The organism is Streptomyces albofaciens JCM 4342 (assembly GCF_008634025.1).
GTDB lineage: Bacteria > Actinomycetota > Actinomycetes > Streptomycetales > Streptomycetaceae > Streptomyces > Streptomyces albofaciens.
In genome coordinates this window covers 632,335-657,125 of sequence record NZ_PDCM01000002.1, presented here as the reverse complement: position 1 = coordinate 657,125, position 24,791 = coordinate 632,335, and the positions used below count along the sequence as shown (strand labels likewise).

The following is a 24,791-nucleotide window of genomic DNA, read 5'->3' as shown; positions in this document are numbered from 1 at the left end:
AGGAGCACCCCCGATGCGTTACCGCCGCCCCGCCGCCCTGCTCGCCGCCGCCCTGGCCGGCGCCCTGACCCTCGCCGGCTGCGGGGACGGAGGCGGCGGTGGCAAGGACGGCGCCGACGGCAAGGCGGGCGGCTCCGGCACCCGTACCGTCACCGACGCCAACGGCCAGAAGGTGCGGGTGCCCGCCGCCCCCAAGAAGGTGGTCACGCTCAGCGAGCCCACCCTCGACGCCGCGCTCGCCCTGGGCACCCGGCCGATCGGCGCCACCAGCGGCCGCGGCCAGTCCGGCGTGGCCGGCTACCTCGCCCCCCGGGCCGAGTCCGCCGAGATCGTCGCCAACACCGCCGAACCCGACCTGGACAAGCTCGCCGCCCTGCGGCCGGACCTGATCCTGCTCGACGAGACGGTGGGCGCCAAGCGCGTACAGGACAAGCTCCGCCGGATCGCCCCCACCGTGCTCACCGCCAAGCTGAACGCCCCCTGGCGGGACGCCTTCACCGCGACCGCCGACGCCCTCGGCAGGAAGGCGGACGGCGAGAAGTGGCTCACCACCTTCGACAGCCGCCTGAAGAGAGTGAAGGACGGGCTCGGCCCCAACGCCGGGGCGGTCGCCAGCGTCATCCGCTGGCAGAACGGCGCGCCCTCGGTCGTCGGCAAGGGCAAGGGCCACGTCGGCGACACCCTCGCCGCCCTCGGCCTCAAGCGGCCCGAGGGCCAGCAGGGCGCCAGCTCCGGCCACAGCGAACCGGTGAGCCTGGAGCGCCTGGACACCGTCGACGGCGACTGGCTCTTCCTCGGCGCGCTCGGCGACCGGGCCGCGGGCGACAAGGCACTCAGGGAGGCCACCGCCGTACCGAACTTCACCAAGCTCAAGGCCGTCGAGAAGCACCACGTCGTGGTGATCGACGGCTCCGCCTGGAACAGCTCGGGCGGCCCGCTCGCGGCACAGGCGGTCCTCACCGACGTCGAGAAGGCGCTGGCGAAGAAGAGCTGAGCCGGGTGGGGGCGGGGGAGTACGGGCTCACGGCCTCCCCGCCCCCGCCTCCCGAGGGCTGACGAACATACGGATGTCGTCGGCCGCCCACAGCACGAACCGTTCGACCGGCGTCACCTCGTGCCCCGGCACGGGCCGGAAGCGGAAGCGCCTGAGCAGGACGGCCAGGACCAGTTCGGCCTCGACCGTGGCCAGACCGGCACCCTCACAGCTGCGCGGCCCGAACCCGAACGGGATGTACGCCAGCCTCGGCCGCTTGGCCACCTCGTCCGGCAGGAACCGCTCGGGTACGAACTTTTCGGACTCGGGCCAGTGGTCGGGGTTCAGGTGGACGGCCCAGAACGGATAGAAGATCACCGTCCCGGCCGGGACCTCGTGGTCGCCCAGGACCAGCGCCTCGGTCGTCTCCCGCGCACCGTACGGCCCGGGCGGGAACAGCCGCATGGCCTCCTTCAGGACCATGCCCAGATACGTGAGGCGCCGCAGGTCGGCGTACTCGGGCACCGCGCGGTCGCCGAGCACGCGGTCCAGCTCCTCCGCGACGCGTCCGGCCGCCTCGGGATGGCGCCCCAGCAGATGCAGGGTCCACGAGACGGCCACCCCGGTCGTGTGGTGCGCGGCCAGCATCGTCATCATCACGGTGTCGCGGATCCGCGCCGCGCTCTCCCCGGCCGCCACGAGCGCCCCGATCAGATCGCTCCGGTCGGCATCCGTACCGCTGCCGGGCCGGTGCGCCGCCACCACCCGGTCGACCGTCGCCCGCAGAGAAGCGAGGGCCTGCTCCGCCCGCCGGGCGCGCTCCTCCTCCGTACCCGGCACGGGCACTTGATAGAGCCGCCCCAGATACTCGGTGAGCACCTCCTCGAACGCCGCGACCACCTTCTCCGGATCCGCCGCTTCGCCTCCCAACGCGTACGCACCGATCATCCGCAACGACAGCTCGGTCAGATCCTTCTGCAACGCGACCGGCTCGTGCCCGCCCTGCCCGGCCCACCGGTCCGCGAGCGAAGTCACCAGCTCGGTGAACCGCCCGAAGTGCCGTTCGTGCGAGGGCCGCCCGGCCAGCACCGACAACAGCAGCCGACGCCACGGGGTGTGCTCCTCGGCCGGTAACACCTGCAAATTGCCCGCCTCGCACAGCGGCGCCAGAAACTCGAACAACCGCTCCGGCCGCTTGTCGATATGTGCCGTGGCCTCCAACAACACCGGATCCGCCACCGACACCGCCATGTCCGCGCCCGGCAGCTGAAACCGCACCACGGGGCCATATGCGGCATGCAACTGCAACTGATACCGGTGCAGCCCACCCGCCGCCGCGACGGCGCCCAACCCACCGTCCGCCCGGGGCTCGGGACCAGGGATGCGCGTGCCCACGTCTCGCCTCCTAGCTGACAGGCAGCTTCACGCCGAGGCGCTGCAGTCCGCCGTTACGTGCCGGGCGACCAGCGTCGGTTCCAGTGTGCGCGGCGGTTGTGTCTCCAGTAAGGGGAGACACAAGGACCCATTGAACGGGAAACACAAGGACGAGGCCCGTGAACGGCGCCCCTCCCTGCCCACGGTCGCGGCCCGGCCCCGGAGGAACCGGTTCCCACGCACCCTGTTTCCCCTGTGGTGAAGTGCTGCTCCAATGGTCTCAACTGACTGCTGGGTATCGGGGGTTGCTCACCGTGTACGTACGTGATCTGGTGCGCGAAGTGGTGGCGGAGCACGCGGCACACGAACTGCCGCTCGTCGACAGCCTGCGGAAGCTGGACGACGAGCGGGTCATCCGCGTCCTCACCGGCCGGGGACGGCGGCGCGAACCGCTCGGCTTCGGATACGCGGAACTGACCGCGCTGGTCACGCCCGTGGTCTGGCTGGTCCTCGACCAGGCGGCCCGCCGTACCGTCGACGCGGCCATGGAGAACGTGACGGCGCGCGGCCGGGCGGGGATGCGCAGACTGTTGCGCCGGACGCGGACCCGGACGCCGGCCGCTCCCGACCGGGTGCCGGCCGGGCTGGAGCCCGCCGAGCTGGCACTCGTACGGCGACAGATCCTGGAGCGGGCGGCCGAGCGCGGCATCGACCGCCGGGAGGCGGAGGCCCTCGCGGACGGCGTCGTGGCGCGGATCGCCATGGCCGGCGGGGAACAGCCGGCGGCGGCCGACGGACCGGCCACCCCCACCGCCCTCAGTGGTCCCACCGCCCTTACCGACCCCACCGCGCCCACCACCCCCGGCACCCGCCGACCACCCGGCGCCTCATGAGAGCGTTCACCGCGCCCAGGAGCGTCACCGGAACCGGGGCCCGCTTCGCGTTGCTGATGGTGCTGGTGACGGCGTCGAGCGTCCCCACCTTCAACATCCTCCTGTCGAACGTCCGGGACCGGGACGACAAGGGCGCGTCCCAGCTGCGCGGCACCATGGGCTGCCTGTACGCAGCGGGTTTCGACCCGACGCGCGGTGACCTGGACAACCTCCTGGCGACCATGCGACGGGGCGGGCTCCTGTCACAGTGCCTCGCGGAACACGCCGAACGGCCCTACCCGGGACTGCTCGCGACCCTGGCGCTGTTCGTCCTGGCCGCGCTGGTGTACTGGTTCCTGCCCGCGGTACGCGACCGTCGGCGCCGCACCGTGGCGGTCGGCGAGGTCGACGCCGACGGCACGCTGGGCGCGGAGCTGGCCGCGCTGCACGAGCGCACCGGAATCCGCTCGGCCCTGCGCTTCCGTGTCGACCCGGCCCGGATGACGTCCGGGGCCGCCGTCTACGGCCGTACCGGAAGGTACACCGTCTGCCTGCACGCGGGCCTCTTGGCGCGGCGCGGCACCGACCCCGAGGGCTTCCGCGCCGTGGTCCTCCACGAACTCGCCCACGTGCACCACCGCGACGTGGATCACGCCTATGCCAGTACGGCCCTGTGGCGGGTCTTCGTCCTGTTCGCCCTGCTGCCCACGTTCGCGGTGGACGCCTGGACCACCGTCCTCGCCCTGTCCGGCACCGACTCACCGTGGTGGCCCGACGCCGCGAACGTGATCTTCGCGTCCGTCGGGTCCGGGCTGCTGCTCGCCGGGCTGGTCCACCTGGCCCGGGCCGACCTGCTGCGGCGGCGCGAGCTCTACGCCGACATCCAGGCGGTCGAATGGGGTGCCCACCCCGCGACCTGGAACCGGCCCGATCCGCCCGGTACCGCGTCCGTGACACCCCTGCTGTACCGCTTGACCGCGCCGCTGCGCACCCACCCGGGCTGGGCGGAACGCCGACGGGTGCTTGCCGACACCGGCCGCCTCGCCCGGGTCAGCCCGCTGGAGATGTTCCTGACCGGCGCCTCGGCGGCACTGCTGGTCAGCTCGCTCGGGACGCTCACCTTCCTGGGCGCGCGCCGGCTCCGGCGCGGCCGCCGGACTCTGGCTGGGCTGTGGACTGCTCGTCGGCGAGCTGGTCGAAAGCGGGCGCTACCGCGTCGACTGGTTCCTGCCACAACCGCAGTACCTGCTGGCGTTCCTGGCCATCGCGGCCGTCCCCACGGTGTGGTGGTCGCAGACCCTGCGCCTGTGCCTCGGCCTGCCCAAGCGGGTGCAGCGCCGGGCGGCCGCGGTGCTCTGCGCGGCCGTGACCGCCGCGGTGCTGTGGAGCGGTCTGTGGTGGTGGGAACTGGGCGGCAGGCGCATCGCGCTGGGCGGCGGCGACATCGGCGGGGGACTGGCCGGGTTCTACGCCAGGACCGTCCCCGGCTTCTGGCACGACTACACCATGGACCTGTCGGGCCTCTCCTGGGGGATGGCGCTGATCACGCCGTTGCACCGGGAACGGCCGGCCGGCGCCGCGGCGATCCTGATGTGGCTCGTACCGCTGGTGCTCCTGCTCCTCCAGCGCGCGGGCACGCGCCCACGGGTGCGCCGGACGCTGGGCGCCGGTCTCGCGGGCGGGCTCATGGCCTGGGCGGGCGTGGCCCTGGCGTCGTTCATGTTCCACCTCCAGCGGCCCGGCACGCCCAAGGAACGGGCCGGCCCCTTCCTCGTCGTCCATATGTGGTGGACGATCGTGGCGGTCATGGCGGCCAGTCTGCTGACCGCCGCACTCGTGGCGGCGTTCTCCCGGCGGCACCAACTGGTACGGGCACTGATCGCCGCGCAGGTCACCCAGCTGACGGCGTACGCGGGCGTCTTCCTCCTGTACGCGGCCGACGGCTGTCTCGGCCCGCTGAACACGGTGTTCGACGGCTGCCAGTGGCATGCCGGGAACGGCTTGCGCGTCGGTCGCACGGTCGTCCTGCTCACTTTCATCAGCACTGTCCTGGGGGCGGGCTGTGCTGCCTTGGTGGGGATGGGGGCGGCGGAAGCGGTCCGGCGGGTGCGCATGCGGGCGCGGGCAAGGGGGAGGGTGCGGGGACGGCGGGCGGCCGTGGGCGGTTCCGCCCGGGCGGATGTCCCCGTCCCGGCCCTTGCGGCGGACGTGCCGGCACGCAGGGCCTCGATATTCCTCAGAGCAGGTACGGTCCTGGCCCTCGGCGCACCCGCCGTGTTCTTGGCCGCTGTCGCGACGAACGCGTCACCGGCCTCCTCGGCCATGGCGTCCCGGCTCCTCCAGGAGTCGACCGAACCGGCCAAACAACCGGGCAAGCAACCGGGCAGGCATCCGGGCGGGAACGAGCCGGACCGCACCCCGCCGAATTCCGAGTCGTCCAAGCTGCGTTCCTGGCAGACCTGGTCCTGGCTGAACAACGGCGGCGCCGTGCACGCACAGCGGATCACCCGCGCCGTGCTGGCCCTCAACACCGAAATCCTGAGGACCGCCGCGAAGAAACGGCACGCGAACGGAAAGGTCGACGCGGACGAGAAGACGTTCAACCGTCTGTGCGGCGCCTTGGACGAACGGGCCGCAGAGGCTGCGGGCTATTTCCCGGTACCCGTACAGGACCTGCAAGGACCATGGTCGGAGGCGCTGAGCCGGTTGCGCCACGGAGCCCGGAACTGCCGAACGGTCTCGGTCCCGCCCAAGGGCAGCCCACCCCGAACACCCGCGGAGCGCGAACGGCTCTTCACCACCTCCCTCAACGAAATCAGCGAAGGAATGCGGGACATCGGCAACGCGTACCGGAGCATCTACCAAGCAGCCGACACACACGGGAAGTGAGACGGCGGAGCGGGTACGGACTCAGCTCCACCGGAAAAGCCACCGGGACCAGTGCCTTCGGCCGGTAGGCGGACGCCCGGTGCCGGAAACCCGCCGACCGTCGCCGCGAGCGCCGAAGACACCCCACGGCGGCGGCTGGATTCCGCACGGCTTCCACCTCGCCCCGCACTCCCACGCACTGGTCCACCTCACCCACGGCTGGCCGGTCACGGAGACGGCGGCGGAGGGCACGCCGGCCGCATCGGCCCGCCGGGGCCGGGGCTCAGCGGCGCAGGGCGGTCTCCTGGTGCATGTGCGAGAGCTTTTCGGGGTTGCGTACGGCGTAGAGCCCGGTGATCAGGCCGTTGTCGACGCGTACCGTCACGACCGTGTCGATCTCGTCGTCCAGCCGGAGGACCAGCGCCGGGTGGCCGTTGACCTGGGCCGGCCGCAGTGACCCCGCGGCCATCTTGCCCAGTCCGGCGGCCAGCAGGCGGGCCACCTTGTCGGCCCCGACGATCGGCCGCAGGACGGCCTGCCGGATACCGCCGCCGTCGCCCAGGAGGACGACATCCGGTGCGAGCAGGTCGCACAGGCCCTGGAGGTCGCCCGTTTCGACCGCCCGCCGGAACGCCTCCAGCGCGCCCTGGGCCTCGGCCGGGGACACGGCGCCGCGTGGCCGGCGGGCCGCGACGTGGGCCCGGGCCCGGTGGGCGATCTGGCGGACCGTGGCCGGGCTCTTGCCGACGGCTTCGGCGATCTCGTCGTATCCGAGGGCGAACACCTCACGCAGCACGAACACCGCCCGCTCGGTCGGCGCGAGCGTCTCCAGCACGAGGAGCATCGCCGTCGACACGCTGTCCGCCAGTTCGACGTCCTCGGCCACGTCCGGCGTGGTGAGCAGCGGCTCGGGCAGCCAGGAGCCGACGTAGGACTCCTTGCGGCGGCCGAGCGTACGCAGCCGGCCCAACGCCTGGCGGGTGGTGATCCGGACCAGGTACGCACGCTGTTCCCGTACCGAGTCGAGATCCACTCCGGTCCACCGCAGCCAGGTCTCCTGCAGGACGTCCTCGGCGTCGGCGGCCGAACCGAGCATCTCGTAGGCGACGGTGAACAGCAGGTTCCGGTGGGCGATGAAGGCCTCGGTGGCGGGGTCCACCTCCCCGCCGCCTGAGGGCCGCCCGGCCGGGTTCGCTTCGCCCTCGCCGTGTTGGTCCGCGCCTTTGCCGGGCTCGCTGGCCACCGCTTGCTCCTGTCTGTCCGTTCTCGATTGCGTTACGCGCACAAGACGCCGGTCCCCGCGGTTCTGTGACACCGGAGTGCGGTGGCGCGCGTCACACGGCCGTGCTGTCACAAGGAGCGGCGCGCCGGCATCTGGTGGGTGTTCGGTTCGAAGCCACGAGTGAGGACGACATCATGGACGCCCGGTTCAACCTGTTCGAGAACGAGCTCGCCGCCAAGTTCGCCAAGCGGTTCGCCAACACCGGCCTGGTGGTCCACCGGTCGCCGCTGGCGAAGTCCACGCAGGAACTGGTGGCGCTGCGCGTCAGCCAGATCAACGGCTGCGGCTGGTGCGTGGACGCGCACACCAAGGAGGCCGCGGCCGCCGGTGAGACCGCGGTACGGCTCAGCCTGGTCGCCGTCTGGCGCGAGGCCACCGTGTTCACCGAGGCCGAGCGGGCCGCGCTGGCGCTCGCCGAGGAGGGCACCCGGCTCGCCGACGCCCACCAGGGCGTTTCCGACGAGACCTGGGACCAGGTGCGCAAGCACTACGACGACGACCGGATCGCCGCGCTGGTCTCCCTGGTCGCCCTGGTCAACGCGGCCAACCGGCTCGCCGTGATCGTGCACCAGAAGGGCGGCTCCTATGAGCCCGGCATGTTCGCCGGGCTGACGGACTGACCGGCAGGCGCACCGCACCGCACCGCGGCCCGGCCCGGATCCGATCGGTTACGGGCCGGGCCGGGGTGCGGGCGGGGGTGTGCGATTCTCCCCGTGCGATCGGAAAGCGACGCCTTCGGGAGGAAGGGGCCGCGGTGAAGTCCAGCAGATCGGGGATGAGGCCTTCGGCGTGCGAGATGAAGATGCCGTGTTCTGCTCCGGCGTACGCCTGATAGGCGGTGTCCGGCACCAGTTGGGCCAGGAGGCGCCCGCACCGGCCGATGGGAGCTGAGGCGACGGCGTCGCCATGGATGGTCAGGGCCGGCGCCTGCGCCACCGCTCTCCGCGCGGAGGCGGCCGCCGGCCCGGGGAGATTGGTCTAGTCCCATCTTGGTCCAGACCATTGACATGCTCCTGTCCGTGCGGGAATTTCTTTCCGGCTCCGTCATCCGTACGGGCCGGTCCCGTCGTCGGTACGGGACCCGTGGTCATCCCCCTCGTCGGTTGGACACAACACCCATGAGACGCATCCCCTCCCTGCGCGCGGCGTTCACCGCCGCCGTCACCGCGGTCGCGGCGCTCGGCCTCGCCGTGACCGGTGCCGGCGGAGCGTCGGCCGCGACGCCCCTCCCGGCCCACGTCTTCGCCCCCTACTTCGAGGCATGGACCGGCCAGAGCCCCGCCGCGATGGCCGCCGAGTCGGGTGCCAAGCACCTGACGATGGCCTTCATCCAGACGGCCCGGAAGGGTTCCTGCACACCGCTGTGGAACGGCAGCACCAGCATGCCGATCTCCCCGGCCACCTTCGGCGCCGACATCAAGTCCATCCAGGCCAGGGGCGGCGACGTCATCCCGTCGTTCGGCGGGTACACCGCGGACACCACCGGTACCGAGATCGCCGACAGCTGCACCGACGTCCAGCAGATCGCCGCCGCGTACGAGAAGGTCATCACCACCTACGACATCAGCCGCCTCGACATGGACATCGAGGTCGACGCGCTGGACAACACCGCGGGCATCGACCGGCGCAACAAGGCCGTCAAGCTCGTCCAGGACTGGGCGGCGGCCAACGGCCGAAAGCTGGAGATCTCCTACACCCTGCCGACGACCACGCGCGGCCCGGCGGCCAACGGAGTCGCGCTGCTGCGGAACGCGGTGAGCAACGGCACCCGCGTCGACGTGGTCAACCTGATGACGTTCGACTACTACGACAACGCCGCCCACGACATGGCGAAGGACACCGAGACCGCCGCCCAGGGCCTGCACGACCACCTAGCGCGCCTCTACCCGGACAAGAGCGACGCCCAGCTCTGGGGCATGATCGGCGTCACCGAGATGCCCGGTGTCGACGACTTCGGCCCGGCCGAGACCTTCACCCTGGCCAACGCGCGTCAGGTCTACGCCTGGGCCACCGCCAAGAAGATCAACACCCTGTCGTTCTGGGCGCTCCAGCGCGACAACGGCGGCTGCCCCGGCGGCCCGGCCTCGGACAACTGCTCCGGCATCGAGCAGCAGACGTGGGACTTCACCCGTATCTTCGCGCCCTTCACCAGCGGCTCCAGCACCCCGCAGAACGACTTCTCGGTGACGGCGGAACCCGCCGCGGGGTCGGTGACCGCCGGCGGTACGGCCACCACCACGGTGCGGACCGCGGTGACCGCGGGCGAGGCGCAGAAGGTGAATCTGACCGTCAGCGGTGTCCCCGCGGGCGTCACCGCCGCGCTCAGCCCGGACTCCGTCACGGCGGGCGGCTCCGCCACCCTGACCCTCGCGACGACCGCCGCGGCGGAGTCCGGCACCCACCGCGTCACCGTCACCGGCACCGGACCCGCTGGCAGCCACACGGCGACGTACACCCTGACCATCACCGGCGGCAGCGGCGGCCGGTGCACGGCCGCGCCCTGGGCCGCCGGCACCGTCTACACCGCCGGTCAGCAGGTGTCGCACAAGGGCCACACCTGGAAGGCCAAGTGGTGGACGACGGGCGAGGAGCCCGGCAGCACCGGCGAATGGGGCGTCTGGCAGGACATCGGCTCCTGCTGACGTACGTGTCGGCTGTCAACGGTCGGGGTACACGGCCCGGTTCCGCCATCGGGGCCGGGTTCGTCCTCTCCGGGCCGGCCGACTGCGACCACCGACCGTGGATAGCGCCCGTGCACCGCTCTGCTGCCAATGTGCCACCATGGGTCAGGTTCCGTGGGCTGGTCGGATGCGAGCGGCCTGGCCGACTTGGCGCGGAAGAGACGAGAAGGATCCGGCGGGGCAATCCCGGTGGAAGCCGAGCGCCGCGACGCTCCGAGTCGTGGCAGTACCTATACCCTGGTGGCGATCTCCCCCAGCGGGCAGAAGCACTTCCTCACCACCTCACCACCACTGTCCATGTGAGCAATCCCGAGTCCGACTCCCACACCGCCAGCACCGCCCTGCACGCACCCCGCGTCGAAAGGCCCAGGGAGACCGGCCGCATCGTCTTTTACCCAGGACGGGCTGAAGGCTTTCGACCACTTCGACACACCGGCGACCGTCCACGCGAAAGAGGCCAACGTGGCCACGCTCGTCGTCGGCGGGGGCGGTAAAAGGCGGTTCGAGTCCGCCCTGCTACCACTGCTGCTGAGCAGCGTCTGCCGCTGCCTGTGCGTCTGCTGCGGCTTGTGCGTCTGCTGCTGCCTGTGCTGCTTGCTGCTGTTGGGCAGCGTCTGCTGCGACCTGCGCTGCATACTGCTGCTCAGCCTCATACCGCTGCTGATCAGCGTACGCCGAATCCTGCTGCTGGCGCTGGCGCTGAGCGTCATCATCCGCCGACTGCTGAGCCCGCCTCTTCTCCTCCTCTTCCTCCTCCCTCCGGCGGCGAGCCCACCACTCGTCATCCGCCTTCCGACGGCGAGTGGCTTCGTCACCGTTGTCGCCGAACGTGCTTGGCATGTCAGCTCCTTCGCGGTTGTCATTCCGCATCAGCCTGCTACTCCTCGCCCATGAACGCCATGCCGCGCAACAACCGTCACACAACCCCTATGTGTGCCGTATGCCATCCGCACGGTCACCGCCGACTATCTGCCCGACCACACCGCCGAAGCGGGCCGGACCGCCACCTTCGACGGCGACGCCGCCCGGCCCCGGAAGGTGGCTTCCGGCGGAGTTGCTACCCGGGCTCGTCGGTGGTGGTCGACCGGACGAGAGAGCCCTCGTAGGCGGAGGGGCGCTGGACGAAGGGGCCGGTGGCGGACGGGCTGGACGAAGACGACTGGGACGTCGACCGGGACGTGGACGCCTGCGTATCCGTGCTCCCGGTACCTGGGTTCGGGTTAGGGGCAGGGGCAGGGTTTGAACCCGGGTTTGCCGGGAGTTGTTCGGACGGCTGGGTGCCCGCGGGCTTCTCGTCCACAGCCTGTTCCTCGGTGGAGGCTTGTGTCGGTGTCGGTGTCGGTGTCGGTGTCGGTGTCGGTGTCGGGGGCGGGGAGCTGTCCGCGGGGCCGCTGGACCGGTGCGCCGTCTCTGCCGTCTCCGTCCTCGGGGCGGGCCGGGTGGCCGGGCTCGTGGCGGCTGAGCCGTTCGACGGCGCGGGGGCGGCGCGCTCCGGACCCGTACGGTCGGCGGGCGCACGGCCTGACGGGGCGCCACCGGACGCCGGGGGAGCGCCGCGGTGCTCTCCCGACGAGGCCCCCGACGAAGCCGGAGAACTCCAGGGCACCTGCGCCATCGGGATCTCGGCGCCGCCGCTTCCGTACACGACACCGAGGCTCAGCGCGAGCGCCACCAGGCTGTTCACCGTGATGCGGCGCCCGAGGCCCGGCGCGTTGCCCGGTCGGCCCGGGCGGCCGGACGAACCTCCGGACCGGCCACCGGGCCCGCTGCCGGACCGGCTGCTCCGCCCGCCCTTGACCTCCGTCACGGCCCCGCCGTCGGCGGGGCGGCTCGCGGACACCAGGTCGAACCTGTCCCGCACCGCGTCCATGACCACATCGGTGAACGCGAAGGGCGCGACCGCCGGGAACCAGCGGGCGACGCTGCGCTTGGCGTTGCCCCCACAGGTGAGGCACTGGCCCGTGTGCCGGGTGACGGTGCGGCACACGGCGTCCGGCAGGGCTGTGGTGCTGTCGCGGTCCGGGTCGGCGAGGAAGCGCTCCAGAGCGTCCTTGGTGCGCCGCGCCCGGTCGGCTGCCGCGGGGCGCCCCGCTTTCTCGGCGGCCGCGGCCTGTGCGGTCCAGTACGCCACCGCTGACGTCAGGATCTCCGCCAGCCGGCCGCACGCCTCCCGGTTGCGCGGATCCTTGGCCAGCACATTGGACCTGAACGCCTTCCGCAGCGCCTCGTTGTCCTCCTTGGTGGCTCCGGTGGCGCGCCCGAGCCGGTGTGCCAGCGCGTCGCCGGTCAGTTCCTCGCCGACGTACAGGTCGTGGAAGCGCTGCCTGCCGGGACCCTGTGCCACCGCGATGTTCCTGATGAGCGTCAGGGCGCGGTGGCGCCGGGCCGCGAAGTCGGCGTCGTCCGCGGCGATCTGCCGCTGCCGGCGGGCCGTCTTCCGGCCTGTGGTCTCCTCCCAGCCGTCCAACGGGGCCCCGGTGGCCCGGTCCCGCTTCCGCCGCTGCTGGGCGCAGCGCCGCCAGGCGATCCGGTGGAGCCAGGCCTCCAGGGCCTCCGGGTGTTCCAGGTTCTCCAGCTCCGCCCAGGCCGTGAGGAAGGTTTCCTGTAAGGCTTCGCGCGCGGCGTCCCGGTCGGGAAGCAGGCGTTTGAGGCAGAAGCCGTACAGGCGTTGACGGTGGGTCGCGTAGAGCCTCTCGAAGAGGGCGCTGCGGGTCCGCCGGTCGGTGGTGGACTGGAAACGCCTGACCAGGGCGGCGTCGTCCGCGTCGGCCACCGGTGCGCTGATGCCGGAGAGTACGGTCACTGCTTCACCCCGTCCGTCTGTTCCGAGCCGCGGCCGGAACACGAGCGTCGCACGCGGGCTCGTTCGGCGATCCGCCACGGGCGGGGCGCACGGGCGGGCGCGCAGTACGCATGGTAGTGCGAGGGGCGCGGACGGAACGCGAGTGCGCCGACGAGGGCGTCGGCGCACAACACCAGCAGGTCCCTGGGTGTGCCCGGGGGCAGCAACAGGTTCGCCAGGGCCATCACCGGGCCCAGCAGTGCCACCCGCACCGCGCCCGGCACCAGCCTCCGTTTCATGGTCCTTCTCCTTCGTACGCTCAGGGTGAGAGACGGTCGAAGGAGAAGGGCGCGCAGAGGGGGCCGTTGGGGGCACTTCCCCCGAAGATTTTTCCGGCACGGGGCGGCGGCGCCCCCTCCGGCTGTCAGGCGCCGGTCGTGGGTGCCGTGCCCAACGGAGCCGCCGTCGCGGTACGAAGCCACCATGAAGACATTCGGAGCCGGCGGCGTTCATGCAATTCGGAATGGGCGCGGTCTAATTCCGCGCCCTCATGGGTGTCGCGCACAAAAGCCCGAATGCTGTGGTTTCCGTCGATCTATTCGCGCAGCGGACCGCCCGCGCGGTCCGGGTATTTCCGCGTACGGGTGGAGAACCCGCCCCGGCACAACGGCCGGAACGGTCGGCGTGAACAGCCGGGCGGAGTGACGGCGCTGGACGTGACCACGCGGTCGCCGACGACCGCGGCGCCCGGCGCGGGCAGGGCCCGGGGGGCGGCCAGGAACCGCGCCGGTCGCAGCAGCGCCGGCGGCGCGACGGAACGCCGGTGGGGCCGCGGGCGGATGGGCAGGAGGCTGAGCAGCACCGGGCGACGCTCCAGGAGACGGGCAGGCCCGGTCGGCGCCAGGGACGAGAGGGCCGGCCGGGCCTGGTGGGGGTACACCCGACAGTGCAGCGCACCGCCCACCGGAAAATCCCTAGTGTGCCGGTCGGCCGGGCGCCACGGACCGCGTCGGGGCCGGTGGCACCGGTGGCAACGGGCCACGAACGCGCGGTGGCGGCACTCGGGAATTCCCTAGAGTGCCCGGAATTCCTTGACACCGTGACCGGCCGCTTGCCAGCGTGCCGATTACCCAGCGTCCGGGACCACGGCATATCCGATGTCATCCGGTGCCCTTTCGGGACCCAGTAGCCAAGAGGTCAAGCAGCCGACTCGGCTCTGCGTTTGGGCGGTGTGTTTCATGCGGAGGAGAGGAATGAGATGTCCAAGCGTGCGCTGATCACCGGAATCACCGGGCAGGACGGCTCCTATCTGGCCGAGCACCTGCTTGCGCAGGGATACCAGGTGTGGGGCCTGATGCGGGGGCAGGCGAATCCCCGCAAGTCGCGGGTCAGCCGGCTCGTCTCCGAGCTGAACTTCGTCGACGGCGACCTGATGGACCAGGCCAGCCTGGTCTCCGCGGTCGACAAGGTGCAGCCCGACGAGATCTACAACCTCGGCGCGATCTCCTTCGTGCCGATGTCCTGGCAGCAGGCCGAACTCGTCACCGAGATCAACGGCATGGGCGTGCTGCGCATGCTCGAAGCGATCCGCATGGTCAGCGGTCTGAACGGCTCGCGCAGCGCCGGCGGCAGCCAGATGCGCTTCTACCAGGCGTCCTCTTCGGAGATGTTCGGCAAGGTCGCCGAGACCCCGCAGTGCGAGACCACCATCTTCCGGCCGCGCAGCCCCTACGGCGTGGCCAAGACCTACGGGCACTTCATCACCCGCAACTACCGCGAGTCCTTCGGCATGTACGCGGTCTCCGGCATGCTGTTCAACCACGAGTCGCCGCGCCGTGGCGCGGAGTTCGTGACCCGGAAGATCTCCCTGGCGGTGGCCCGCATCAAGCTGGGCTACCAGGACAAGCTGTCCCTGGGCAACCTCGACGCCGTACGCGACTGGGGCTTCGCGGGGGACTACGTCCGCGCCATGCACCTGATGCTCCAGCAGGACGAGCCGGGCGACTACGTGATCGGCACCGGGGAGATGCACTCGGTCCGCGACGCCGTCCGCATCGCCTTCGAGCACGTGGGCCTGAACTGGGAGGACTACGTCAGCATCGACCCCTCGCTGGTGCGCCCGGCCGAGGTGGAGATCCTGTGCGCGGACGCCGAGCGCGCCCGTACCCAGCTGGGCTGGGAGCCCACCGTCGACTTCCCCGAGCTGATGCGCATGATGGTCGACTCCGACCTGCGCCAGGCGTCCCGCGAGCGGGAGTACGGCGACCTGCTGCTGGCCGCCAGCTGGTAGCCGGACGCACGGGACACCCCGGGGCGGTGGGTGTCCCGTACGGCTCCGGCGCGGCGGGACCGCCGTCGCGCGGAGCGCGAACACTAGGTGATTTCCCGCGTTCCCCCCTGTGGAATGGAACCCAGGACCACCGGGCCGGTGTCCGGCCGCCGCACACCGGCGCCGGCCCGGTGCCATCGCGAGGAGGAGGAACCAGCACCATGACGACGACCACGGCGGACGGCCTCTGGGCCCGGAGCTACCACCCGGCGCCGGACCGTCCGCGCCAACTGGTCTGCTTCCCGCACGCGGGCGGTTCGGCCTCGTTCTTCTTCCCCGTGTCGGCACAGCTGGCGCCCGTGGCGGAGGTGCTGTCGGTGCAGTACCCGGGCCGCCAGGACCGGCGCACCGAGACCAGCCCCGACGACATCGGGACCATGGCCGACCTGGTGTACGCGGCCCTGCGGGAGCGGCTCGGATCGCGGCCGACGGCGTTCTTCGGACACAGCATGGGCGCGATGGTCGCGTTCGAGGTGGCGCGGCGGCTGGAGGCCGACGGCGGCGAGCTGACGCACCTCTTCGCCTCGGGGCGGCGGGCGCCCTCGCGCTACCGCGCGGAGAGCGTCCACCGGCGCGACGACGAGGGAATCGTGGCCGAGCTGAAGCTGCTGTCCGGTACGGACGCCGCGCTGCTCGGCGACGAGGAACTGCTGCGTATGATCCTGCCGGCGATCCGCAGCGACTACACCGCGGTGGAGACCTACCGCTGCGACCCCGGGGCGGCGATCAAGGCGCCGATCACCGCGCTGACGGGGGACGACGACCCCAAGACCACACTGGAGGAGGCCGGGGACTGGCGCGCGCACACCACGGGCGCGTTCGACCTCAAGGTGTATCCGGGAGGCCACTTCTTCCTCAGCTCGCAGGCTCCCGCCGTCCTGGCGCTGCTGCGTGAACACCTCACCAGCGGAGAGGAGTTCACCAACTAAGGCGACCCTGGCCACGCAGACTGCCGATCATGTACTGTAGCGCACGTCGGACATCACTCTTTAGGGTGATTTACAACATGACGTGGTGACGCCCCGTCACATATGTTGTGTCTCTGGGGTGCGAGGAGCTCTATGGTGCAACGCCGGAGCGTCACACCGTGCGCGGACAGCGGTCTGGTCGGCCGGGCCGAGGAGATCGGGCTGCTCGGCCGCCTCGCCCGTGATGCCCGTTGGGGAACCGCGGGCTCGGTCGTCGTGTCCGGTCCGACCGGTGTCGGCAAGTCCGCCCTGCTCCGTGCCTTCCTGGACGGGGACGCCTGCCGGCACGCCACAGTTCTCCGCGGCACCTGCGAGGAGAGCACCGCGGGCGAATCCTTATACGCCTTGCGCACGCTGCTCGGACCGGCCGCGCGTGACGCCTCTCGCGACGACACCGCCTGCCGCGCCCTCCTCGCCCTGACCCCCGGCGCACTGGCCGACGAGCCGCCGCACGCCCCCGTCGTCCAGCGCGCATTCCACGACCTGTACCGCCTCGCGGCGAACGAACTGAGCCGCCGCCCCCTCGTCCTGGCCCTGGACGACGTCCACCACTGCGACGAACTCTCCCTCCGCTGGCTGGACTTCCTGCTGCGCAGGGCGGACGGCACCCCCCTTCTCGTCGTCCTCACCCAGCAGGCCGAGGGCACGGCTCCCGCGCGCGGCGTCCCGGCCCACCGCGCCCTGGCGGACCTCACCGCCCACCGCCGCACCACGACACTGCGCCTGCGACCGCTGACCGAGACGGACGTCGCCGAGGCCGTACGGCAGTCCTTCCCCGCCCCTGTCGCCCCCGTCTTCGTCTCCCGCGCCTGGGCCGTGTCCCGGGGCAACCCGTGCCTCCTGGACCACCTCCTGCGGGAGCTGCGGGCCGAGGGCGTCGGCTCGGGAGTGGTCGGCGCCGACCGGATCCCCGAGGTCGGCGGACGTGTCCTGGCACGCTGGGCGCACACGTTCCTGGACCGCCGGCCGGCCTGGGTCGGCGAGGTCGCGCGGGCGGTGGCGGTCCTCGGCGAGCAGGGCGCCGACCTCGTGGGGCCCCTGGCCGCCGTACCCGCCGATGTCGTCGAGGACGCCCTGACGGTGCTGCGCGGGGCCGGGCTGCTGGCGCCCGGCGGCAGGCACTTCACGGACGGCGCGGTGCGCGCGGCGGTGCTGGCGCCACTGGACGCGCACGCCCTGGTGTGCCTGCGCACACGGGCGGCCCTGCTCCTGAGCGACACGGGACGGCCCGCCGAAGAGGTCGCCCGCCACCTCCTGGTGCTGCCCTCGGTGTCCGAGCCCTGGATGCCCGGTGTCCTGCGGGAGGCCGCCGTACGGGCCGGGGCGCGCGGCGCCCCGGAGGCCGCGGCCCGCTACCTGTACCGGGTCCTGGAAGTGGACCCGGGCAGCGTGGAGGTCCGCGCCCGGCTGGCCGCGGCGCTCGCCGAGACCGACCCGCCCGAGGCCATGCGCCTGCTCCGCGGAGCGCTGGCGCCCGGCGTGGACATCCGGACCAGGGCGCGGATCGCCGCGCAGTTCGGTACGACCTGCCTGGCCGCCCGCGAGGGCTCCGCCGCCCTGGGCATGCTCGAAGAGGTCCTGGACACCCTCGACGCCGAACTCGGCCCCGACCCCCTGCCCGCCGACCGGGAACTGCGTACGCTCGTCGAGTCGGTACTGCTGATCGTCGGCAGCCACAGCCGCAGTACGTTCGCCGGGGCGCGGAAGCGCGCCGCGGCGATGACCGTGCCCGAGGGCGACACCCCGGCCCAGCACCAGAAGCTGGGGGCGATGGCCATACTGAGGGTGTTCGACGACGAGGCCGATCCCGGACCGGCGGTGCAGTGCGCCCTGCGCGCGGCCCGCTCGCCCCAGCTGCCCCTGAAGAACTGGTCGCTGATCAACTCCGGGTTCGTACTGGCCCTCGCCGACCGTACCGACGACGCGCTGCGCGCGCTGGACCGTCTCCTGCGCCACGGCCGGGAGAACTCCGCCGTGTGGACCTACTCCCTGGCCCTGTCCATCCGCGCCCTGGTCCTGCACGGCCTGGGCTCCCTCCCGGACGCGCTCGCGGACGCCCGGAGGGCGGTGCAGATCAGCGAAGCGGAACGGTGGGGCGAGACGGTGGCCCTGCCCCGCCTGGCCCTGGCCGGCGTGCTGGTGGACCGGGGCGAGGCCGCGCGCGCCGAGAAGCTGCTGGCCGGCATCGACCCCGTATGGCGCGACCAGTACGTGTGGACCTGCCACCGGTACCTGATGGCCCACGGCCGTGCCCGTCATGCCCTGGGGGACCCCGAGGGCGCGCTGGCACTGTTCCTCGAATGCGGCAGGTCGCTGGAGGCGGACGAAGTACGCAACGCGCTGTATCTGCCCTGGTGGGCGGAGGCGGCCTGTGTGCTCGCGGAACTCGGCCGTGCCGAGGAGGCCGGGGACCTCGCGGCGCACGGCACGCGGCTCGCACGGCGCTGGGGCACCCCGCGCGCCCTCGGCCTGGCCGCCCTGGCCCGCGGCGTGGCCACCCCCGGTGCGAAGGGCGTGGCCCTGCTGGGCGAGGCCGTACGGGAGCTGGCCGCCTCACCGGCCCGCGTGGAGCACGCCCGCGCCGAACTCGTCCTGGGACAGACCCTGCTGGCGGCCGACGACCGGCGCGCCGCGCGCGAACACCTGCGCGCCGCGGCCGACCTCGCCCAGCGCTGCGGCGCCCTCATGCTGGGGCAGAACGCCCGCGGCGCCCTGCTCGCGGCGGGCGGCCGCATGCGGAAGATGACCGGCTCGCCCCTGGACCTGCTCACCAGCATGGAGCGCAAGGTCGCCGGCCTCGCCGCCGGGGGCGCCAGGAACCGCTCGATCGCCCAGTCGCTGCACGTCAGCGTGCGTACGGTCGAGATGCATCTGACGAACGTGTACCGCAAGTTGGGTATCACCGAGCGTGCCCGGCTCGCCGCGGTCCTGCGCACCCCGGGCGTCCGCGGGGCGCGGGTGCCACGGCAGGCGTCGCGGCCGCGCGGACAGCACTGAGACGGCCGGGGTGATGGCGGTGACCGGGCTGAAGGACGAGCAACTATACGCGGGGTTCATACGGGCGGGACGGCGGCGCGCCGATCCGCCCCTGCTCGAACGCGAGGAGGAACAGGCCGAGCTGGGCCGGGTGGTGGCCGCGCTCGGCGAGGGCCGCCCCGCCGTCGTCTCCGTGACCGGCCACCCCGGTTTCGGCCACAACGCCCTGCTGCGCTGGGCCGGCCGCCTCGCGGAGGAGCGCTCGGTGCGCGTCCTGCGCGTCAGCGGCTCCCTGGCCGAACGAGATCTGCGCTACGGAGCCGTGACCCAGCTGCTCGGCCTGCTGGGCGAGGTGGCCGAACGTTCGCTGCGGGACCTGCGCGGGCACCAGGAACCGGCCTGCCTGCCGGGCCTGCCCGAACTCCTGCACACCGCCCGCCGCACCCCCACGCTGGTGACGGTGGAGGACGCGCAGTGGCTGGACCCGGCCTCCGTGCAGTGGCTGCAGGCCCTGGTGCGCCGCCTGTCCAACGGCGTCCCCCTGGTCCTGCTCGTCGCACGCACCGGCCTGTACCCCAGCGGTCCCGACTGGCTGGACGACGCCGCCCCCTCCGCGCGGCTGACCCGCCGCCTCACCGTCCACCCGCTGAGCCCCCGCGCGGTCGCCGCCCTCACCGAGAGGATCTGCGGCACCCCCTGCGACGAGGCGTTCGCCGTCGCGGCCACCGAGGCGGCCCACGGCAGCCCCGCCGTTCTGCAGGCGGCCCTGCGCTGCTTCGCCGACGCCGGGCACCGCCCGACCGAGGACCGCGTCCCGCAGCTGCACACCCTGATCCTCGGCATCGTCGGCGACCGCGCGGGCCGCGCCCTGCGCGGACTGACCGACGAGGCCACCGCCGTGCTACGCGCGTTGGCCGTCGGCGGCGACCTGCTGGACTTCCCCCTGATCTGTTCCCTGGCCGGGCTGCGCACCGTACGCGAGTCGCGGCTGCGGGCGGCGCTGGAGATGGCCGGTTTCACCGTTCCCGAGGGCACCTACGAACGCCTCCGCATGCCCATCGTGCGGGCCCGCATCCTGGAGGACATGCCCGCCGCCGAACGCGCGGCCCTGCACGCCCGCGCCGCCCACCTCGCGTACCAGATCGTGGCCGACGACGAGGACATCGCGCGCCTCCTCCTGGAAGCACCGCCCATCGGCGAGCCCTGGGCGGTGCACACCCTGCGCGGCGGCTCCGGCGCCGCGCTGCGCCGCGGCGACTTCGCCAGCGCCGCCACCTACCTGCGCCGCGCCCTGGACGAGCCCCAGGACCCCTTGCAGCGCGCCCACATCAGCCTCGACCTGGCCGACGCCGAAGCCGTGGCCGCTCCCGAAGCCGGCGACCGCAGGCTGACCACCCTCGTCCAGGCTCCGCACGAGGGCGAACCCTGGGCCCAGCTGCGCTTACGGGCCCTGGACACGGGCCTGGCCCGCGGCGACGACGCCTGGGGCCGCCGCGCCGCCGCCCACGCCCTCGCCACCGCACACGGCAGCGAGCGCGACGACCTGATCGCGCTGTACTGGCATGCGGCTGAGAGCGCTCCCGAACTCCGCGACCTGCCCGCGCCCGACCTTCCCGCCCTGCCCGAACATCCGCTGGCGCCCGCCCAGGCCGGCATCCGGGCCTGGCAGCTCGCCGCCCGCGGCCGGCACCGCGGGCGGACCGCGGAACTGGCCCGCCGCGCCCTGGACGCGGGCAACGCCGCCCCCGCCCTGCCCCGCCTGGCCGCCGTCTGGGCGCTGTGGTCCACCGACGCCGCCGACGAGGCCGAGGACCGGCTCGCCGCCATCATCACGGAACTGCGCCGCCGCCACAGCCACCCCACGCTGGCCCGCGCCCTGGCCCTGTCCGCCGAACTGCATCTGCGCGGCGGCCGCCTGGACGCCGCCGACCGCGCCGCGGACGCCGCCGAACGGGCCCTGCCCCTCGCCTCCTGGCACCCCCTGGCCGCCCCGCACCTCATCGCCGTACGCAGCACCATCGCCCAGGAGGACCGCCGGTGCGACGAGGCCCGCGCCCTGGCCCGGACCCCCCTGCCGCCCGGCGCCGAACACGGCCTCCACTGGCCCTACCTGCTGTACGCCCGCGCCCGCGTGGCCATCGAGGAGGGGCACTGGGCCGAGGGCGCCGAACTGTTCAAGGAGACCGGCCGCTGGCTGCTGCGGCGGCGGTGGGCCAATCCCATCGTGCTGCCCTGGCGGTCGATGGCCGCCCGGGCCTGCCTCACCCTCGGCGACCAGGAACAGGCCCAGCGCCTGATCCGCGAGGAACTCACCCTCGCGCGCCAGTGGGGCGCCCCCAGCGCACTGGGCCTGGCCCAGCTGGGCGCCGAAAGCGTCGATCACCGGGACCCGGCCGACGGCGTCCGCGGGACCACCTACCGCGACCTGGGCGAGGTGCCCACCCGGCTCGCCTACGCCTGGGTCCTGGCGGACCTGGTCACCGAGGAGGTCACCAAGGGACAGCGTGCCACCGCGTCCCGCCTGCTGTCCGAACTGTCCCGCCTCACCGTCACCCGCACCTCCAGCCGGCTGGCCGAACGCGTCCGGTGGCTGACCGCCCAGCTGGACGAGCCCCCCGCCCCCGACGACGACGCCCTTCCCGAGGGATGGGACGCCCTGTCGGCGGCCGAGCGGCAGACCGCCGAACTGGCCCGCCGCGGCCTGGGCAACCGCGAGATAGCGGAGCAGCTCGTGGTGAGCCGGAGAACCGTCGAGCACCGGTTGAGCAGTACCTACAAGAAATTGCGTATCACCTCACGCAAGGAACTCCGCGCGCGGAGCCGGTCGACGGAAAGGGACGTAACGGATGCTGTATGAGCGGGAGTCCGAACTGGCCCGCATCAATACCGCAGTGCACCGGGCGGAGGCGGGCCGTTCGTGCGCGCTGATGCTCACCGGCCCCGTGGGCATCGGCCGGTCCACGCTCCTCCAGGAGGCCGGCGCCCAGGCCCCCGACACCGTACGGGTCCTGCGGGCCAACGCCGCGCCCATGGAGCAGGACTTCGCCTACGGCATCGTCCACCAGCTCCTGGGGCCCACCCTGTGCGCCGACCCCGCCGGCCAGGGCGCGGGCGGCGCCGCACGGCCGTGCCCCACCGGCCGCCTCCCGGCCCCCGGCGACCAGGACACGCCCGCCACCGAAGCCGTTCTGCACGACCTGCGCTCCGTACTGGACGAAGCCTGCGCCACCGCCCCCGTACTCCTCCTCGTCGACGACCTCCAGTGGGCCGACGTGCCCTCCCTGCGCTGGCTCGCCTACCTGGTCCGACGTCCGTACGGACTGCGCGTCGCCCTCGTGTGCACCCTGCGCGACGGCGACCCCCGCGCCCAGCACCCGCTCATCCGCGACCTCGCGGACGCCGCCGAGATCCTGCGCCCCGCCCCGCTCTCGCTCGACGGCACCCGGGCCATGATCCAGCACCACCTGGGCCAATCCGCCGACGACGTCTACGCCCACGCCTGTCAGGAGACCTGCGAGGGCAACCCTCTCTTCCTCGAAGCCGTCCTGCGCGAGCTGGCCCCGACCGGCCACCGCCCCACCGCCGCACACGCGGAGCAGGTCCGTGTGCAGGGACCCGCCCAGTTCCGCGACCGCCTGGCGGGCTGCCTGTGCACCCAGCCCGGTCCCGTACGCGACCTGGCCGCGGCCATCGCCGCCTTCGGCGACCACGGCGACGCCGACCTCTTCCGGCGCCACGCGCGCCTGGACACCATCGGCTTCCAGCAGGCCCTGCGCACCCTGCACCACCTCGGCCTGCTCGCCTCGCGCGGCGCCCCGCGCTTCATCCACCCCGTGGTCCGCGACGCCGTCGACTCCGCTCTCACCGTCGCCGAACGCGAGCGCTCCCGGGAGGCCGCGGCCGAACTCCTCCACCAGGCGGGCCGGCCCGCCGAACACGTCGCGGACCTGCTGATGACCGTCACCGCCACCCGCCACCCGTGGGCCGTGGCGGTCCTGCGGGCAGCCGCGCAGGCCGCGCTGCGCCGCGGCGCACCCGACACCGCCGCCCGCTATCTCCGGCGCGCCCTGCTGGGGAGCACCGGTTCCTTCGAGCGCGCGCGCCTGCTGATCGAGCTGGCCGGCGCCGAACGCGGCACCGACCCCGCCGCCTGCGAACGCCACATCGGCCAGGCCGTCCGCCTGCTGCCGTCGGCCACCGACCGGGCCGCCGCCACCCTGCTCATCCCGCCCACCTTCCTGGGCGAGGCGCCCGCCTCAGCGGTGGACCTGCTGCGCCGCGCGTCCGAGGACCTCGACCCCACGGCCGCGCACCGAGGCACCGCCCGTGAGATCGCCCTGCGGCTGGAAGCGCGGCTGTGGCACGCCGGGCACGAGAACCCGACGGAACTGACCGGCGCGGTGGAACGCCTGCGCGCACTGGGCACCCCGCCCCCCTTGGACACCGGCGGCGACCGCGAACTGGCGGCCGTGCTGACCAACGCGGCGACCCTCTCCAGCGCCCTGCCCGCGCCGGAGGTCGCCGCCCTGGCCGGGAAGATCCTGGAACGCGAGCCGGTGACCGCCGCGCGCGCCTGCATCGCGCTGCCGCTGGTCGCGGTGGCCCTGTACGCCGCCGACACCGTGGAGGGACTGAACACCCGCCTGTCCGGCGCGCAGCACGCCGGCCGCCCGGACGCGGTCGTGCACGCCGAGAACGCCCTGGTCCAGCTCGCCTGCGGCCGTCTGACCCAGGCCCGCGAACAAGCCGACCTGGCGGCCGAGCTGGCGGACGCGGACTGGCGCGAGTCCACCACCGCCGTCCGGGCCGCGGTGGCCATGGAGACCGGCGACGTCCAGGTGATCGAACACCTCCTCCGGGACGCCGGACAGCGCTGGAGCGGCGGCCTCGCGCTGACGGCCATGCTGCAACTCCTCAAAGCCTCGCTCGACGCGCGTCGCGGCAGGGGCGTCCACGCGCTGGAGTCGCTGCTGGGCTGCGGGCGCCAGCTGGAAGCGGCCGGCTGGCGCAATTCCGCCCTCTACCCCTGGCGGCCCCGCGCCATCGCCCTCCACCACCGACTGGGCGAGCCCCGTGCGGCCCTGGCACTGGCGGAGGAGGAGCTGGCCTGGGCGCGGCAGTGGGCGGCCCCCGCCTCGCTCGGCCGCGCCCTGCGGCTGAGAGCCCTGCTGCCCGGGGGAGGGGGCGTCGCCGCCCTGCGCGAGTCCGCCGACGTGTTGCGGGCGTCGGCCAACGCGCTCGAACGGGCCCGTACACTGCTCCAGTTGGGCCGGGCGCTGGAGAGCGGCAAGGAGTCGAAGGCCGTCCTGCGCGAGGCCGCCGATCTCGCCACCGCCTGCGGCGCCCCCTGGGTGGCCGAACGCGCCTACGCGGCCCTGGGGACCACCTCCCCGAGCGTGGACGCGTCACTCACCCACAGCGAGCGCAAGGTCGTCTCCCTGGTGGGCAAGGGACTGACCAACCAGGAAATCGCCGATGAACTCGGTGTGAGTACCCGGGCGGTGGAGAAGCATCTGACCTCGTGTTACCGGAAGTTGGGCGTGGCGGGGCGACGCGAGTTGCCGGGAGGGCGAAGTGCGAGCGCCGCGCTGGCCGCGGGCTGAGTCCGCCGTGGCGCGTACGGCTTACCGGCGGTAAACGGTACGGGGTGTTCGGGGGGACCGAAAGAGTGGTGCGGGACCGTACC

Annotated in this window: 17 protein-coding genes and 1 pseudogene; 12 read left to right on the top strand and 6 right to left on the bottom strand. The window is 73.0% G+C overall.

Going from position 1 to position 24,791, the window contains the following annotated elements; genetic code table 11:
* Nucleotides 1-13: 13 nt before the first annotated feature.
* Nucleotides 14-994 (top strand): ABC transporter substrate-binding protein, encoded by a 981-nt coding sequence (locus CP973_RS23380; protein WP_150244653.1) that lies wholly within the window; start codon nt 14-16, stop codon nt 992-994.
* 27 nt (nt 995-1,021) lie between these two features.
* Here CP973_RS23380 and CP973_RS23375 read toward each other — a convergent pair whose 3' ends face one another.
* Entirely contained in the window at nt 1,022-2,368 is a 1,347-nt protein-coding gene (locus CP973_RS23375) for a cytochrome P450 (protein WP_150244651.1), read from the bottom strand.
* 293 nt (nt 2,369-2,661) lie between these two features.
* On the opposite strand from CP973_RS23375, the gene CP973_RS40500 reads away from it, so the two are divergent.
* A complete protein-coding gene (locus CP973_RS40500) occupies nt 2,662-3,240 on the top strand; it encodes a hypothetical protein (RefSeq protein WP_244409959.1) in 579 nt (192 codons plus the stop codon).
* A gap of 242 nt (nt 3,241-3,482) precedes the next feature.
* On the opposite strand, the gene CP973_RS41095 is transcribed toward CP973_RS40500, so the two are convergent.
* Nucleotides 3,483-3,872 (bottom strand): hypothetical protein, encoded by a 390-nt coding sequence (locus tag CP973_RS41095; protein WP_244409958.1) that lies wholly within the window; start codon nt 3,870-3,872, stop codon nt 3,483-3,485.
* Between CP973_RS41095 and CP973_RS41090 the strand changes: the two are divergent.
* Both CP973_RS41090 and CP973_RS41085 read left to right on the top strand, forming a co-directional pair.
* Nucleotides 3,786-4,184: pseudogene (locus CP973_RS41090) on the top strand (M48 family metalloprotease); the annotation flags it as partial. The gene CP973_RS41095 and the pseudogene CP973_RS41090 overlap by 87 nt on opposite strands.
* 316 nt (nt 4,185-4,500) lie before the next feature.
* The gene (locus tag CP973_RS41085; RefSeq protein WP_244409957.1) at nt 4,501-6,108 is read left to right on the top strand and encodes a hypothetical protein; all 1,608 of its coding nucleotides are present in this window, start codon (nt 4,501-4,503) and stop codon (nt 6,106-6,108) included.
* Between the two features lie 262 nt (nt 6,109-6,370).
* Here CP973_RS41085 and CP973_RS23355 read toward each other — a convergent pair whose 3' ends face one another.
* Nucleotides 6,371-7,330 carry an RNA polymerase sigma-70 factor gene (locus tag CP973_RS23355; protein WP_150244647.1) on the bottom strand — a complete coding sequence of 320 codons (960 nt, stop codon included), beginning with the start codon at nt 7,328-7,330 and terminating at the stop codon, nt 6,371-6,373.
* A gap of 173 nt (nt 7,331-7,503) precedes the next feature.
* Between CP973_RS23355 and CP973_RS23350 the strand changes: the two genes are divergently transcribed.
* From CP973_RS23350 to CP973_RS23340, 3 genes are all read left to right on the top strand, one after another.
* Entirely contained in the window at nt 7,504-7,989 is a 486-nt protein-coding gene (locus CP973_RS23350; protein WP_150244644.1) for a carboxymuconolactone decarboxylase family protein, read from the top strand.
* 498 nt (nt 7,990-8,487) lie between these two features.
* Entirely contained in the window at nt 8,488-10,011 is a 1,524-nt protein-coding gene (locus CP973_RS23345) for a chitinase (RefSeq protein ID WP_150244642.1), read from the top strand.
* A 501-nt stretch (nt 10,012-10,512) separates the two neighbouring features.
* Complete coding sequence (locus CP973_RS23340; protein ID WP_150244639.1) at nt 10,513-10,944, top strand: hypothetical protein; 432 nt, start codon at nt 10,513-10,515, stop codon at nt 10,942-10,944.
* A 163-nt stretch (nt 10,945-11,107) separates the two neighbouring features.
* Here the strand turns inward: CP973_RS23340 and CP973_RS23335 are convergent, their stop codons facing one another.
* The 3 genes from CP973_RS23335 to CP973_RS23330 all read right to left on the bottom strand — a co-directional run bounded on the left by CP973_RS23335 (nt 11,108) and on the right by CP973_RS23330 (nt 13,694).
* The gene (locus CP973_RS23335; protein WP_167538497.1) at nt 11,108-12,853 is read right to left on the bottom strand and encodes an RNA polymerase sigma factor; all 1,746 of its coding nucleotides are present in this window, start codon (nt 12,851-12,853) and stop codon (nt 11,108-11,110) included.
* Nucleotides 12,850-13,131, bottom strand: coding sequence for a hypothetical protein (locus CP973_RS40165; protein ID WP_167538496.1), 282 nt, complete (start codon nt 13,129-13,131; stop codon nt 12,850-12,852). The genes CP973_RS23335 and CP973_RS40165 overlap by 4 nt, the downstream gene beginning before the upstream one ends.
* 296 nt (nt 13,132-13,427) lie before the next feature.
* Nucleotides 13,428-13,694 carry a hypothetical protein gene (locus CP973_RS23330; RefSeq protein ID WP_150244633.1) on the bottom strand — a complete coding sequence of 89 codons (267 nt, stop codon included), beginning with the start codon at nt 13,692-13,694 and terminating at the stop codon, nt 13,428-13,430.
* 396 nt (nt 13,695-14,090) lie between these two features.
* Between CP973_RS23330 and CP973_RS23325 the strand changes: the two genes are divergently transcribed.
* From CP973_RS23325 to CP973_RS23305, 5 genes are all read left to right on the top strand, one after another.
* Nucleotides 14,091-15,122 (top strand): GDP-mannose 4,6-dehydratase, encoded by a 1,032-nt coding sequence (locus CP973_RS23325; RefSeq protein ID WP_150244631.1) that lies wholly within the window; start codon nt 14,091-14,093, stop codon nt 15,120-15,122.
* A 200-nt stretch (nt 15,123-15,322) separates the two neighbouring features.
* Nucleotides 15,323-16,090: a thioesterase II family protein gene (locus CP973_RS23320; protein WP_150244628.1), complete on the top strand. Its 768-nt coding sequence runs from the start codon at nt 15,323-15,325 to the stop codon at nt 16,088-16,090.
* Between the two features lie 132 nt (nt 16,091-16,222).
* Entirely contained in the window at nt 16,223-19,126 is a 2,904-nt protein-coding gene (locus CP973_RS23315; protein ID WP_150244625.1) for a helix-turn-helix transcriptional regulator, read from the top strand.
* Between the two features lie 19 nt (nt 19,127-19,145).
* Nucleotides 19,146-21,962: an AAA family ATPase gene (locus tag CP973_RS23310; protein WP_244409956.1), complete on the top strand. Its 2,817-nt coding sequence runs from the start codon at nt 19,146-19,148 to the stop codon at nt 21,960-21,962.
* On the top strand, nt 21,952-24,708 hold the full coding sequence (locus CP973_RS23305; RefSeq protein WP_150244621.1) for an ATP-binding protein: 2,757 nt from the start codon (nt 21,952-21,954) through the stop codon (nt 24,706-24,708). The genes CP973_RS23310 and CP973_RS23305 overlap by 11 nt, the downstream gene beginning before the upstream one ends.
* The last annotated feature ends 83 nt before the right edge of the window (nt 24,709-24,791 follow it).